Annotated in this window: 8 protein-coding genes and 2 pseudogenes; 4 read left to right on the top strand and 6 right to left on the bottom strand. The window is 65.0% G+C overall.

Annotated elements, in window-relative coordinates; all coding sequences use genetic code 11:
- Positions 1-1240: 1240 nt before the first annotated feature.
- Positions 1241-2734 (bottom strand): annotated as a pseudogene (locus MFF24_RS27710) (AI-2E family transporter); the annotation flags it as partial.
- 32 nt (positions 2735-2766) lie between these two features.
- On the opposite strand from MFF24_RS27710, the gene MFF24_RS27705 reads away from it, so the two are divergent.
- Positions 2767-3126: a hypothetical protein gene (locus MFF24_RS27705; RefSeq protein WP_238229107.1), complete on the top strand. Its 360-nt coding sequence runs from the start codon at positions 2767-2769 to the stop codon at positions 3124-3126.
- A 157-nt stretch (positions 3127-3283) separates the two neighbouring features.
- Here MFF24_RS27705 and MFF24_RS29135 read toward each other — a convergent pair whose 3' ends face one another.
- Positions 3284-3850 carry a LysR substrate-binding domain-containing protein gene (locus MFF24_RS29135; protein WP_373322754.1) on the bottom strand — a complete coding sequence of 189 codons (567 nt, stop codon included), beginning with the start codon at positions 3848-3850 and terminating at the stop codon, positions 3284-3286.
- A 151-nt stretch (positions 3851-4001) separates the two neighbouring features.
- A complete protein-coding gene (locus MFF24_RS27695; protein ID WP_166060187.1) occupies positions 4002-5375 on the bottom strand; it encodes a pilus assembly protein TadG-related protein in 1374 nt (457 codons plus the stop codon).
- Between the two features lie 331 nt (positions 5376-5706).
- Between MFF24_RS27695 and MFF24_RS27690 the strand changes: the two are divergent.
- Positions 5707-5898: pseudogene (locus MFF24_RS27690) on the top strand (isoprenylcysteine carboxylmethyltransferase family protein); the annotation flags it as partial.
- Positions 5899-6256: 358 nt separating this feature from the next.
- Here the strand turns inward: MFF24_RS27690 and MFF24_RS27685 are convergent.
- The 3 genes from MFF24_RS27685 to MFF24_RS27675 form a co-directional block, all read right to left on the bottom strand.
- Positions 6257-8806 carry an HWE histidine kinase domain-containing protein gene (locus MFF24_RS27685; RefSeq protein WP_238229106.1) on the bottom strand — a complete coding sequence of 850 codons (2550 nt, stop codon included), beginning with the start codon at positions 8804-8806 and terminating at the stop codon, positions 6257-6259.
- 103 nt (positions 8807-8909) lie between these two features.
- The gene (locus MFF24_RS27680) at positions 8910-9326 is read right to left on the bottom strand and encodes a response regulator (protein ID WP_238229105.1); all 417 of its coding nucleotides are present in this window, start codon (positions 9324-9326) and stop codon (positions 8910-8912) included.
- 310 nt (positions 9327-9636) lie between these two features.
- Complete coding sequence (locus tag MFF24_RS27675) at positions 9637-12663, bottom strand: diguanylate cyclase (RefSeq protein WP_238229104.1); 3027 nt, start codon at positions 12661-12663, stop codon at positions 9637-9639.
- Between the two features lie 117 nt (positions 12664-12780).
- On the opposite strand from MFF24_RS27675, the gene MFF24_RS27670 reads away from it, so the two are divergent.
- A complete protein-coding gene (locus tag MFF24_RS27670) occupies positions 12781-13086 on the top strand; it encodes a hypothetical protein (RefSeq protein WP_238229103.1) in 306 nt (101 codons plus the stop codon).
- Positions 13087-14172: 1086 nt separating this feature from the next.
- Positions 14173-14664 carry a hypothetical protein gene (locus tag MFF24_RS27665; RefSeq protein ID WP_238229102.1) on the top strand — a complete coding sequence of 164 codons (492 nt, stop codon included), beginning with the start codon at positions 14173-14175 and terminating at the stop codon, positions 14662-14664.
- Positions 14665-14952 lie beyond the last annotated feature (288 nt).

Below are 14952 nucleotides of genomic sequence, written 5' to 3'. Positions count from 1 at the left end.
GCAACAGCGTCACTTGGTGGCGATCCGCACCACAGATGAACCGCGCCATACACGCCTCCGCTGTCCCGCAGAGACTATCATAACCGCTACGTTTTCACACAGCCTCCACCCGGACCGGCCGTAGATCGCGCCTACCCAGCAGCTCGCAAGCGGACCGTCCGAGCTTTTGCAACGGGTCGAGAGTTCGCCCCCGCCTTGTTCGGTTTCGCGCCATCACCGGCATTCAGCCTTGTGCAGCCAAACGCCCGCTCAGGACGCAGAAGCAGACGGAATGATTGCACCTTCCGCCCAGCCGTCGGTTGCTTCTAAAGATGCCTAGGATCTGACTCCAGTGCGGGCCACGAACGACATGAGTTCTAGATACGCCTCGCCGAGCCGTTGGCGCTTCCTCAATCCTAAGCGTCGTCTCTCGGCGTCTCGGCTCGCCACTACCTGCTCTCTCGCCGTTGCCACTGACGGCAGGAACTACGTCGAGGGTGCCCGCACCGGACTGAGGCGGCACGGTTGAGGAGCATCCTAACCCAGAGTGTATAAGGTTGCCGTCGACACGAGCAGGGCAATGACGCGACCACCTAACCGGCACCCTGGCAACTTTCGTCGCCAAGCGCGGTTCTCTGCTCGCGCAGCAGACGTGAGTGGCCTTCGCAATCAAGCTGCGAAGTTTCAAGCGTCGCCAGCAATCCCGGACCTTGATGAGCGTTTAGCGCGTGAGCTCGTGCGGAGTCTCGTGCGATCTGCTATCGCGCGAGGGAGCGATCCGGTCGCACGCCTCCAGGAGTTTCGCACCCTCCAGCTAGCTGCAATCGCGATGTCACACGACGACACCGTTGCGCAAACCGCGGAGCAGCTCGTCCGCGCAGCTGATTTCACTCTGCAGAAGTTGCGCGCGGCGAAGTCTTAGGTCGCAGTAGAATGGCTCGATACAATCGGATACCCCTCTCAGACGGCGACCGATAATTTGAGTTGTGAGCTTATAGAACTCCACTGGCAATCACTTGTGCGCATTGCAGTTGCTGACCCTAGGGATACTAAATCGGCCAACCGGAAATTAAGTAGCTACAAGGCAGCAGCTTGGCCGACTTAAGGCCCTAGCGTGTCAAAACTGCCTCATGCGCAACATTGCCGGAATTCTCGCCGAGCACCGACATCTCACGCTGCACGGAATCTCGCCCTAGATCCTAACCCAACAGACGCTACAGGAGCAGAGCAACCTGAGAGAAGTGCTCGCTCCCACCTGAGTTCAAGCCGCCCGACCGACAGTTTCGGACGCGTCTGTTGCAGCCCCGAGGCATGCTTCAACAGCCTGCCGGAGCGAAGAAACGTAGACGTCAGCTCCGACCTGCCGACCGAGGGAGGCATCCGTCAGCACCTTCTCGCCCTCAGGCCACAATCCGACCAGCAGCTTCACGGTGGGCGCCTTCTTCCGGAGCCGTTCGAGAAGGTAGCGCAGGTGAGCCGGACTGCCGGTGATGTCGAGGTAGGAGATGCACACCATCGCCACTCCCGTCAGATCTAGGCTGCGGATCTGCTCGCGTGAGACGTCACCGTACGGAACCACGCGGGCCTCAAGTCCATGCTTGCGCAGCAGTTGGGCCAGCATGGCCGAGGAGGCTTCATCGAGGGGGCCGCGCCCAGCGACGCACAGCACCGGTGCTTCGCCCCGCCACGACTCGGGCAGCATCTCGCGAGGCGGTGCCTGCCCAGGGACGGCCTCGCTCTTGAAATGCGTCCGCTCGGCCAGCGTCGGCGTCTCATTCGGGTTGACTGCTTTGTCCTCGCCTGACGGCTCGACGTCGGGTCGATCCTCGAAATCCTCGACGAGCGAGCGTGCCGAAGCGCGGATGTTCTCCAGTTGCGCTGGCGTCACGACCCCGCGAGCGTAGTCGTTGGCGGCGAGCTGAAGCCCTTTCAGTGCCACCTCGTCATAGTAGGAGGACAGCGAGCGCTCCTTCAGCATGGCCTCGCCGAGGTCGCGTGCCTCGTCCGGGTCTCCGGCCAACATGCGCTGATAAAAGTTCTCCACCGGCGTCAGCGGCGGTCGGTCGCCGAGAATGATGTCGAGGAACTCCAGGCTGTCGACGTGCCGCCCGAGCACCACAAGGCAGACGGTGAACGGGGTGGCCAGGATCAAACCTATCGGCCCCCATAGGAAGCCCCAGAAAAGCGTCGAGACGATCACCGCGAAGGGCGACATCCCCGTCGAGTGTCCGTAGAGCAGCGGCTCGATCACATGCCCGAACAGGGGCTCAGCCACCAGGAACAGGATGGCAGTCGCAATGACCATGGACCAGCCCGGATCGACTGCGGCGGCCAGGGCAAGGGGGAATAAGGCCGAGATGAAGGCGCCGATGTAGGGCACGAAGCGCATCAGCGCGGAGAACACGCCCCATAGCAGCGGATTAGGCACGCCGATGAGCCAGAGACCGAGTCCGATGATAACGCCGAAGGTCGCATTCATGCCGAGTTGGACCAGGAAGTAGGTACCGAGCCGGCCGGCAGCGTCGTCCATGGCCACCGTCGTGCGGTGCAGGTCACCCGATCCGAACAGGCGGATCATTCGGTTGCGCAGGTCCTCACGCTGGAGCAACAGGAACACGACCACGACGAGGACGATGCCGACCGTGGTCAGCGGCTCGACAATGGGACCGAGCACCTTCTCGGCTATGGTGAAGGGTGATGGGTCGGGCTCTTGAACCTTAACTGAGGGTGCTGGCCCGTGGGACGATGCCTCTCCGTAGCGCGTGCAACTCAGCTGGAGGTGTGTCGGTGAGGGCATTCTGGGACGACTGCGGCCAGGGCGTCCCCTCCGATCAGGCAAAGCCGGTCAATCTGTTGGAGGCCAGCTGGATCTGGTCCGACGAGATCCGCGGCGTGCAGGGCAACTTCCTCGGCCTGATCGATGACGAGGACCGGACGATCCAATTTTACTTCGACGCCGGAATCCCGGACGACGTCGACGATGCAAGGCATCTCCGGAGTGTCCTGCTGGACTTCCCGCGACCAGACCTTGGCGGGTCCTACGGGAGGCATGTTGCTATCGGCGAGGTACATCGCTTGATTGCGAGGGCGTTCGAGGCCGGGGCGGATCATCGTCACTTCGGGGAACTGGCCTTCACGGCTTGGTAGGCGTTTAGCCACCACCTAGGCACCGTAGGATGAGCCGTTCCACGCGGTATTCTTGACCCGACGGGCGGATTCCGTCATTTCGCCACACGTCGGGAGACGAGTGCCTTGATGGGCCGTCACCGCGCTTGATCCTCACGGTTGCGCCCTGCCGGGACGGTCACAAGCGCGCGCACACCTGGCCCAGCTGTTCGAGGACCGACTGTTCCTCGCGGGTGGGGCGACACACCCCTTCGACTTTACGACCGCCTACTGGGCCATGACGGCGATCAGCGGGCCGCCGACTAGCCTTGGTAGCGCTTCGAGACAGACACTTCGGCCGGCGAAGCACTCTCTCAGCCGCGTGAGCGAGACCAACCCGGTAGCGGCACCAATCTCGGTAGCGCAGGGCCTCGACCACCCTCTCGAACGCCGCCGGTAGCTGGCTCCGGCTCGGATAGCAGAGGTGGTTGCCGGAGAACGACGGGCACCAGTCGGCAAGCATCCGGACAAGGTTGTCCCGGTCGAGGTGCGCCTGCACTTGATCCTGGGGTAGGTGCGCAATGCCGAAGCCGGCCAGGGTCGCCTCGTGGATCAGCGCGACCGTGTTGAACACCAACTGCCCTTCGCCCCGTACTTTGATCTCGCGGCCTCCCTTCTCGAAGTCCCAGGTTGACAGACTAAACCGCCTCAAACAACCTCTCAGGCATGACTCAGGAGAGCCCTTCGCGGACAGCTGCCAGTACACTTGCCGCACTCATTTCAGAAGCCGAAGGACGCCGTAGTGCCCTGCTACAGGACCTACTCGACTCTGCAGAGCGCGGTCAGGACACAGCCGAAGCGTTGCAGGCCATGAGGCAGGTCGAGGACGAGATTGTCCATCTACGCGACCGACAGGGTCACTGACTGAGCAACAGCCGTCCCGAGACGGGACCAACCCCCTTCGGCACCGGCACGCTCGTGTTGCCGTAGTTGGCGTTGAGAACGAGGTTCGGCCCCTCGTAGAGATTGATCTGTTGAGCCACGACCACGGTATAGGCTGACATGTCTGCCACCGGCCTGCTCGCATCGATCACGAGGCGTCCGGCTGGAAGGTAGATCGTCCCGAGTATGGTGCGGGCATTATCGCTGATGATCCGATACGTCCGCATCGCCTTGCTGGCAGCGAGTGGCGGGGGCGTCTTGCCCGGCTTAGGGATGACCGCTGAGGTCTCTTCGTCAATCTCATCCTCAAGTTGGGACACGGGATCGACCGGTTCTGAAACGGCCTTTTCTTCTGACATCAACAAACCGGCCATGGTACCAGTGACCGGAGCAGAAAGACTGATCGTCGTTTTCTTGTCGAACAGCAGGCTGCCTTTGTCGCCCGTAAAATAGAACGCCACGTCCGTGCCGGACAATGTTGCGTCATTCGTGACCAGAAGAGGGCCATCCTTCATGACATAGACGCCAGGGTTGAGCGTGACGACCGCCTTCTTCCTGATTTCAAGGCCTCCGCAATACGTGCCTGGGCTGAGGGTGACGCTCTGGTCGACTAGGTTCTTGCCAGCCTTGGGCTTCTTGCTCGCGCCAGACGGCAGCGTCATACAGCTCCCGACTTCAGGGGTTGGGCGGTCGGCGAGGGGATCGGGAACGGCCGGGCAACCCGATTGCGGGTTGGGCGTGAAGTTCGCGCGCGTGGTGCTGGTCCCACCTGCCGAGCAGATTGTCTGCGCGCGGGCCATCGCATTGTCCCGGCCGACCATGCCGGAGGCACTTTTCGAGTTGGAGTACAGCGCACAGTCGTAAGCCGTCACCTGCGCGTTCTTTTCGAGGTTGAACGCACCAGCCGCGGCCGGATCGAGGGCGAGCATGCACAGGCGCATCTTGCCGACGACGCTGGCCTTGGCCTTGGCTGAAAGCTTCTGTGACGACATGCCGACGAACGGCCCGAACGTTAGCTGGATGGTTTGCTCGACCGTCGCTGTCACGCTGGTTTTGTCACCGGCAACGTCAACCTGGATCGTGACGGGATTTTTGGCGCTGTCCTTCAACTCACTCTGGATGGTCTGGGTGGTCAGGCCGACAATCGAGGCGGTGTTGGACACAACGAGTTTGAGGGCGTTACCACCTGCCATCACACCGGTGTCGGCTGCCAGCTGGATTTGGCCCTGGGCCGAGACTAGCCGGGCATAGTCGATCGCCCCACCTACAAGGCCAATCAGGGTCGTTGCGACTAGGGCGACGATGACGGTGACGGTGCCGCCGCTATCCCGATGGAAGCCGCTGGCCATGCGGTTCAATGGCGCTAGTCTACCCCACCGACGTCCGAACCCGTGAGCCAAGATGACCTGCCAAGCGCCTGTACCTCAGCTTCGTTCTAGCATCAGCAACTTAACAGAATACCTGCAACTCTATGCTGCCGAGGCAACTACGATTCAAGCGTCGTCAATTAACCTAGATTTGGCCTGCTGCCGGTTTCACGGATACGCGGTTTAGGTGTGATGGTGAAACCGGAGGTGTTCCATGCAGCGACGCAAGTTGGGGGGTGAGTTCAAGATCGAGGCGGTTCGACTGGTTCGGGAGCGCGGCGTCAGTGCTGCGCAGGCGGATCGCAACCTAAACGTGTATATGGGCATGACACTTGTCTATGCCGGCATTGCGATCGGCCTCGACGAGCCGGTCGCGCTGGCCTTGCTCCCATTGGTGCTGATCGCGATCCAGACGCATGTGATCGCCCGCGAGGAGCGCTATCTCGAAACGAAGTTCGGCGACGACTACCGCCGCTACAAGGCCGAGGTGCGCCGCTGGCTCTGACGAACTCGCCGCTGCTGGCCGCGTGTCCGCGAAACCAGCGTGCCCGGTAGGGCTCCGAGACGAAGATCAAACGTCTCCCAAACCGGCAGCTATCAACTCTCGAAGCTGCAAAGGAGACCGGCGGATATCCACCCGTCACAGACACGCGGTGTCTTCCACCAAGCTGCCGCAAAGCGGACCTTCCGAGGCTCAGCAAGGGGTCGGAAGCTGCCCCATCACGCAAGGGGGTATTGGCAACTCGCCTACCGTAGCGCCGCGCCGAAGCAACGATTTTGTACAGCTCGGCGCCTCGACAACTCGGAGCGCCACCGCGCGAGCCTTGGCAGCGGCATCAGCTTCCGCCTGCTCAATGGCGGGTTCAGTGGGTTCGGGGGCGGCCAAAGGCTTGCCGCAAGCTGTCGGCTCCGTAGGGCTTCTTGATCACTGGCACGTCACCAAGGTCGGTCGGTACCTGGAAGCTCTCGCCGTAGCCGGTTGCGAACGCGAAAGGGATGCCGAGTTCTGCCAAGCGCCGGGCAACGGCGACGCTCGTCTCAGACCCGAGGTTCACGTCGAGGAGCGCCCGGTCCGGCGGCGACGCGCCGATCAACCGGAGCGCTTCTCGGACTGAGGCCGCCATGTCGACCGCGTCGGCCCCCAGTGCGGTGAGCGCCTCCTCGGCTTCGAGCGCGATAATCATGTTGTCCTCGACCACAAGAACCGTCCCGCCGAACGAAAGGGACGGGATCGCTTCGGGCTGGGCGACCCGCACTGCCCGCGGCGGCGCTGCGCGGACGAAGGCGGCCGGGATCGAGAACCGCGCGGTCAGGCCCGTCAGCGCGTAACGCACCTCGGCCTCGCCCTTCAGCTCATAGGGGACGGAGCGCTCGATGATGGTCGAGCCGAACCCGCGCCGGGTCGGAGCCTTAACGGCGGGGCCGCCCGTCTCGGTCCAGTGCACGACGAGGCTATCGAAGCCGTCCCGCCCCCAACGCACGTCGATCCGGCCGCCGCTGTCGCTGAGTGCGCCGTACTTAGCCGAGTTCGTCACCAACTCGTGTACGACGAGCGCCATGGTCGTGAAGGCCTGCGGTTCGAGCAGAATGTCGACGCCATCGAGGACAACGCGGTCGGCCTTAGCGCCGAGGTAGGCCGAGGCCTCGACGGTGAGGAGCTCGGCGAACGAGCCCGGCCCCCAGTTGGCCGAGGTGACCTGGTCGTGGGCCCGGGCGAGCGCCTGGATGCGGTCGCCGACAACAGCAGTGAAGTCGTCCGCGTCGCCGGCGCTGGCCCGGCTCTGAGTGACCACGCCCCGAATCAGATTGAGGATGTTGCGGACCCGGTGGTTCAACTCGGCGATGAGGAGTTCCTGCCGCTCCTGCGCCTCCTTGCGCTCGCGCTCGGCCGTGTCGCTGAGCCGGAGGATCACCTCAAGGAGCGTGACCCTCAGCGCCTCGGCGGTGCGGGCTTCCGCCTCCGACCAGGGGAGCGAGCGGCCATGCACGACCTCGCGCCACGCCTCGAAGCTCTTGCGCGGGGTCAGACGGACGCCGTTCGGGCCGAGGCTCGCGGGCTTTTCCGGATTGCCCGCCCACGTCACGGTCCGCGCCACCTCCTTGCGGAAGAACACTAAGAAGTCTCGCGGCGTGCGTGACACGGGCACGGCCAGCATCCCGGCTGCCCGCTCGGTGAAGTCGTGGCCGGGTTCGTGGAAACGTCCGATCTCATCCGTGGTGTAGACCCTGCTCGCCGCCGTGCGGTTGAGGAAGCGCACGAGGCCGGTAAACTCCTCCCGCGTCGGCGTCATGCCTTGCAGGGTGATCTCGCCGTTGATCCATAGGCCCAGCCCATCGCAGGCGACGATGCCCGACAACTCTTCGGCAAAGTCGGCCAGCCCCTCCAAACCGGTGCCGCCCGCGGCCATGGCGCTCATCAGGCGGTTGTGGGTTTCGCGGGCGAGCGCCTCCTGGGCGGCGTGGACCTCCCGCTCGCGGCTCTCCAGGATCCAGGAGAACATCTGCCCGAATAGCTCGGCGGCGGTCCGGCGCTCCAGGGAGATGTGCCGCGGCTCCGTGTGGTGGCAGGCGAACAGGCCCCAGAGGCGGCCCCCGCGCAGGATGGAGACCGACAGGGAGGCGGCGACGCCCATGTTGCGCAGATATTCGAGGTGGATTGGCGACACCGTGCGCAGGGTCGAGAGCGACAGGTCGAGGGGCTCGCCCATGGGGTCACGTGCCGGGACCACCGGGATAGCCGGGGCATCGATGTCGGCGATGATGCGCAGCCAGTTCCGTTCGTAGAGGGCGCGAGCCTGTTTGGGGATGTCGGAGGCCGGGTAGTGCAGGCCGAGGTAGCGGTCGAGGCCCGAGCGTACGGCCTCGGCGATGACCTCGCCCGATCCGTCCGGCGCGAACCGGTAAACCATGACCCGGTCGAAGCCCGTGAGCGCGCGCATCTGCCGGGCGGCCTCTCGGCAGAGCGGCTCGAACTCCACCGTATGCTGCAGGCGGGAGACCATGTTGCGGACGAGGTTGCCGGCGCTGAGGTGCTCGGGCGCGCTCGGCTCGGCCTCCATGACGATGGCGCCACCGGACACGTGCAGGGCGATGTCGAAGACGGGCTTGTCTGGCACGAGCCGGACGCCGAAGACCCTGTCCACGGCGTCGGGACCGCGCAGGGTCTGCAGGTGGCCGCGTAACAGGTGGATGGCCTCCTGATCGACTAGGATGTCGAGCGGAAGCCCGAGCAGATCTTCGGCCGGCCGTCCGAGCCACTCCGGGGCGTTGGCGCTGGCACGCACCACGATCCAGTCCGACGAGACGCCAAGGAGGAAGCCGAACGGCTGCACCGCGCCGAGAATGTGGATCGGCTCGCGGTCGCAAGATGTCAGGTCGACCGGCGGCCCCTGGTCGTCCGTGCTCGCCTCCATGCGCCCTGCGTCGTCCCGAGGATTCCGGTCGACACTCGACCTTCGACCACCAATAATGCGGAACGCCGGCAAATGTATCCGGCAGGCTGCGGCGACTGGCCGGTCAAGCCATATCGCGCAACGGGGCCGGCTTAAGCCCGTCTGGCAGGATCTCCTTGAGATGGTCGTGCACCATTTCGGCGGTGAACGGCTTGCCGATGAAGCGCGCGACCTCAGGCAAGTCGCCGGGTCCCGGATGTGCCTGTCCCGAGGCGACCACGATGGCGATGTGGGGCCATCGTCGCGCGGTCTCGCGGGCCACGGCGAAGCCGTTGCAGGTGCCGGGCATCTGGACGTCGGTGAACACCAGGACGATGAGGGCGTGCTCACGGGCCAGCAGCGCTATGGCCTTGTCGCCGTCGCTGGCCTCGAGGGTACGGAACCCGGCATCGCCCACGATGTCCATCGCATCCATGCGGATGAGGCCGTCGTCATCGATGACGAGGACATAATGCGTCGAAGGATCGATTGGGTCGCTCATCGGCACATAAGTCCCGATTCTTGCAAAAGGCCCTATCCGCCCAGCGCTCCAGGCTACTGACGGCTCACGGGCGGACGCTGGATCATTCGCATCTGCGGCGGACCGTATGCGGTGGGGAAGGCCAGCCGCGTGCCAAGGCGATGCCCAGGATCATACGCCGCCGGCAGGATCGACGGCCTACGCCGGCCCGGAGCCGGAGCTCCGGCAGGATTCGGAGGGAATGATGGCGCCAACGGAGACGCGCCCGGAGATCTCCTGCATGAACCCGGCTCCGGAACCCGGGGGCGTGAAAGCGGCCAAGCCGGCGGCTTCAGCTCTTCGCGCGGGAGGCGGCTCGCGGATGCTTCCGCGCCAGCGCCCTGCGCAGCACCCTGGAGACTTGGTCGGCCGAGTAGGGCTTCTGCAGCAACTCGAACCCGTGGCTCCCCTCCTGCGCGAGCACGTGGCTGTAGCCGGACGCCAGAACCACCGGCAGGTGGGGAAGCTGGCGACGCAGGAGCTTGGCAAGCTCAATCCCGCCCATCCCCGGCATGACCACGTCCGAGAACACGACGTCGAAATCGGCGCCGCTCGCGCCGAGCTTGTCCAGTGCCTCCTCGGCGTTGCCGGCCCAGGTCGTGGCATAGCCGAGGTCCTCCAGGATCTGCGTGGTGAAGCGACCGACCTCGACGTTGTCCTCCACGACGAGCACCCGCTGGCCGGCGCCGCCCAGATCGACCTCCGCGGCCTCGACATCGTGCTCGCCGACGGACGCTTCGGGCTGCACCTCCGGCAGGTAGAGCGTGAAGGTGGTACCCTGGCCAAGAACGCTCTCGACCTTCACGTCGCCGCCCGACTGCTTGGCGAACCCGAAGACCTGCGAGAGGCCGAGGCCGGTCCCCTTACCGACTTCCTTGGTCGTGAAGAACGGTTCGAACACGCGGGAGAGCAGGTCGGATGGGATGCCGCATCCGGTGTCGCCGAGCGAAACCGCCGCAAACGGGCCCGGCGCGCCGGCATGCCCGCGGATCGGCGGCAGCGGCACGCAGCATTCGAGCCGCAGCGTCAGGGTGCCCTCTCCGTCCATCGCGTCGCGCGCGTTCACCGCCATGTTGACGAGCGCCGTCTCGAACTGGCTGAGGTCCACCTCGATGAAGCAGGGCTGGTCCGGGAGGTCGGTCACGACCTTGATGCGGGCGCCCGTGACCGTGTCCAGCAGGTCGCCGATGGCTCTCAGGCGCGCGCCGACGTCGAGGGTCTCGGGCTTCAGGGTCTGGCGCCGCGCGAAGGCGAGGAGCTGGCTGGTCAGCTTGGAGGCGCGATCCACCGTCTCAGTCACGGCGTTGAGGTAGCGGAACTTACGCTCGTCCGGCAGATCGGGCCGCCGTAGGAAGTCCACCGACGAGCGGATGATGGTGAGGAGGTTGTTGAAGTCGTGCGCCACGCCGCCGGTGAGCTGCCCCACGGCTTCGAGCTTCTGCGACTGGCGAAGCACCGCCTCCGTCTCGACGAGCTTGGAGGTCCGCTCCTCGACGCGCTGCTCAAGCGTCGCGTTCAGCGCTTCAAGTTTCGCGACTGCCCGAACACGTTCGATGTGCGCCCAGGAGCGCTCCGTCACCTCGGTGATCAGCGCAAGATCGTAGTCCGACCAAGTGCGGGAAACCCGGTCATGGATGGCCATCAGCGCGGTCAGGCGGCCATCCTTGACGAGCGGCATGCAGATCGTGGCCGCGATGCCGATGGCCTGGAAGGTCGCGGCCTCCTCGGGCGCCAGTTCCGCGAGGTTGTCGTTGATGACCAGGGGGCGGCCGGCGCCAAGGTCCTCGACGGCCCGCCTGCCGAAATCCGCGAGGCTGTAGTGCCCGACGATGCTCGGCGAGCCTTCGGCCGCCCAGTCGCCCCGGATTGTGAACCCGTTCTGGTCGGGGTCCATGTCGGCGTAGGCGCAGTTGGAGAGGTTCAGATGCTCGGCGACCATGCGGGTGGTCGTTGCGAGGATCTCGTCGGCGTCGGTGCTCCTGGCCGTCTCCTTGCCGAGTTGATCGAGGAACTGCAGGCGTGCCCCGTTGGCGCGCAGGGCCGCCTCGGCCTGGACGCGCCCGGTGGTCTCGGTGCAGGCGCAGAACATGCCGGCAACCTCGCCATGCTCGTCACGGACCGGCGAGTACGAGAAGGTGAACCAGGTCAGCTCGTCATAGCCGCGCCGGTTCATGGTCAGCGGCATATCGGCCGACCAGGTCGGCTCGCCGGCGAGCGCCTTCTCGATGAGCGGCGCGATGTCGGTCCAGATCTCGCACCAGATGTCGCGGAAGCGGCCGCCGAGGGCGGCGGGGTGCTTGCCGCCCAGGATCTCGGCGTAGGCGTCGTTGTAGAGGAAGCCGAGCTGGGGCCCGAAGGCCGCGAACATCGGGAAGCGCGATCCGAGCAGCAGGCTCACGGTCGAGCGCAGGCAGGGCGGCCAAGCGTCGGGATGCCCAAGCGGCGAGCCGGACCAGTCGTAGCAGCGCATCATCGCACCCATGAGCCCCCCGCCGGCGAGGAAGAGCGGGAACTCGGGGGTGGCGCTCTCGGTCATCCGGGGCGGGCTCGACTTGTTGACGTGCTGGTCCGGCTCAGTGCCGGTGGGCCGGGCCCTATCCCAGTCTTCACCGATGAAGGTAACCAGACGGCAGAAGCCGAAGCTTGGCAAGCCGGCGTACCGTCCAGGCGCTGCGGTACGTTGCCGTCTGGCCGGATCGGGCAGGCCGCTCAGCATAACGAACCCGCGCGGTTCGGATCGGCCGGCATCGGAAAGCCTTCGAGAGGTACGGTCTCGCCGGATCAGGTGCCGACCATGCGGAGCACCCCGCCCCCCGCCTGCGGGCGCGGCGCACCGGGTCTGGTTGCGCCCGCCGGCCTTGGCCTCGTAGAGGGCCGCGTCCGCCGCGCGATACAGCGCCTCGGCCTGCTCCTCGGCCGCGCCGGGGCCGGTCGCCAAGCCGATACTCACTGTCACCGCCCCGGCACCGATGCCCGCGGATGGAACGTCAAGCGTCGTGACTGCCTGGTGGATCTTGGCGGCGATGCGCAGCGCGCCGTCAGCATCGGTGTCGGGGAGCATCACCACGAATTCCTCGCCGCCCACGCGCGCCACGAGGTCATCGGGCCGGTGCACGCTCTCGGAGAGGTGGCGCGCGAGGACCTTCAGCACCGCGTCGCCCACGGTGTGCCCGTGACGGTCGTTGTAGCGCTTGAAGTGGTCGGCATCGACGACGAGCAGCGAGACTGGCTTGCCCGTCCGCTGCGCGCTCTTCAAGACCCGCTCGAAATCCTGCTCGAAGCGGCGCCGGTTGGGCAGCCCGGTGAGTGTGTCGGTCACCCGAAGCGGCCGGAGCCCCGCGGTCGGTTTCACACGAGTTCATGCCTGGCATGCTGGCACGCATCGCGGCGGGCGCCATGGGCGCCATCGTTCTGTCAGGGTCGATAGCGGCCAAGGATGCGGTCGGCGCCCGCGCGCGCCTGGGTCGAGAACGTCGTGGGGCGCGTGGAGGGCACGGCTCAGCTGGTGGTCGCAACGGCCAGCGGCTCGAAGATCCGAAAGGTCGACGTCCACATCCGTATCGCCGCCGATGGCGCCATCCTGAACGTCGAATTCGGGCCCCCTCCGGATGCCCTGGATACTCGCCTGCGGGAGGCGGTCGTGGCCGCGGGACCGTTCGGGCGGCCGCCGCAGGCGCTGCTTGCCCCCGACGGAACGACGGACCTGAATTCTACGCTCGACATTCCCGACCGACGGCGATGAGGGCGGCGGCGTCGATGGATGCCAATCGAGTCAGGCGGCCGTTTCGTTCGGGCCCGTGCCGGGGCGGACGCCCTGCCTGGTGCGGCCGGGAGCGGCTACGACGTGCGGTGTGTACGAAAGCGGTCGAGGCCGGCCTGCGCAGGGGGCGTAACCCAGTCGGCCACTTCTCGCACGGTCAGGGGAGCCGCTTCCTCAACCTCGTCCTCGGGCGGAGTTCGAGGCAGGTCTTGCTCGGCATCGATGGGGGATACCGAAGCCCAGGAAAGGCGCCGCCGCGCCGCCATCGCCCCGTTTCTCGCCGACGGCCGTCCCAAGCCTACCCGAACATGCAACGACGAGACCGGTCCTGGGAAGGAGATTGCGGTCATCGACGGGCGTCTCTTCGCAAAGACCTGCGATGTCTTTCGCGGCGCCACGAGAGTGTCCGCCTCGTCGCCGATGCGCCGGAAGGCGGACCGGCATCACTCCACCCGTTCCGGTCGTGGATCCTCCTCCGGAAGGTCACCCGAAAATGGGCCTTCCAGGATCTGCGAAGGACCGGCGGCAGAGGCCACCAAGCGTCGGGGTTTGCTGACTGGGACAAGCTCGGATCGCACGTCTGCACGCTCTCTGTGGCCTTGCGGGTGTTCTGCAAGACAGTGATGAACGCGGCGCGCGCCTGCTCGACGCTCTTCTCTGCGAAATCGCGCAGCTCGGCCGAGACTGCAAAGTTTGGCTAGTTGATGTTCATGTTGCCACTCAAAACGCAACACCATTCAAACAATTTATGCGGAGCCAGGGCCGCATGGCGCGTCACAACGTAACCGTCAAGCTGAATAAGGCGGCAACTCATGCCGTTACAGCAGTTCTGCCCTCGCGCTTCTGATCTCAAGGCTCCAGCCTGCGATTTCGTATACGTTATTCGACCTGTTGCCCGTTGTGCGCAATCATGATGTGCCGGCTCTAATTGCATCAAATGCCAAGGTAGGAGCTTGATGATTGTTGCCTATGCAAGGCGCGCCAATGACAAGCTTGTAAATTGTACCTTGGTATGAAATGAAAGCTGAAAGCCTAGCGAGATGAAGAACTCGCGGGCGGGGGCATCAAATGTTTGTCGACGAGTACGATCCCTCACCGCCTGAGTGCGGCTGGAACTACGAGCCTGCACGTGCTGAGCTGCTCCAGAAGATATCCGCTCCTCTGTACACAACCGACGCCGAGGGTTGGCTGACGTACTACAACGATGCCGCCGCCGAGCTGTGGGCCCGCCACCCTGTCCTCGGTGAGGAGCGCTGGTGCGGCTCCTGGCGCATCTACGGTACTGACGGCAAGCTGCTGCCACGCGAACAGTGGCCATTGGCGGTCGCTTTCCAGCAGAGCAGTGCTGTGCGAGGTCTGCAAGCCGTTCTCGAACAGCCTGATGGTACTCGCGTGCCAGTGATGCCGCATCCGACCCTGCTGCGCGACAGATCAGGGATGGTGGTTGCTGGCGCAAACATCCTCCTGAAGATCACGAAACCGTCCGCTCAGCACGGCCAATTCAGTGCTGCGGAGCTAGCGGGATACCCTGTGCTTGAGAGGCCTCTCGCTTCAAGCTGAAATCGAGCCGAGGTTACAGGTGTTGCTTAGGGAGGCTGAAGTGCAGGTGTTGAACGTGACCCACACAGCTGTGGCGCAGGAGCTCGTTGAGATCCTCATACACCGTGCCAAGCGCAGCGGTGCCTGCCCTGCACAGATGCTGCGCGAGCACGGCTCGCGTTTGGCCCTGCTGGCGAAGCTAGAGCCGTGCCCTTTCAGGTTGGCTCATAGGCATCGTATCCAGCAGCGGTGATGTAGTTTCGGCACTCATCCGGTCGGACAGCGGCGAACGCGTCCTCGATGGCGGTG

The organism is Methylorubrum aminovorans (assembly GCF_022179725.1).
Taxonomy (GTDB): domain Bacteria; phylum Pseudomonadota; class Alphaproteobacteria; order Rhizobiales; family Beijerinckiaceae; genus Methylobacterium; species Methylobacterium aminovorans.
The sequence above is the reverse complement of the archived record's forward strand: the minus strand, read 5'-3'. Positions and strand labels throughout refer to the sequence as shown.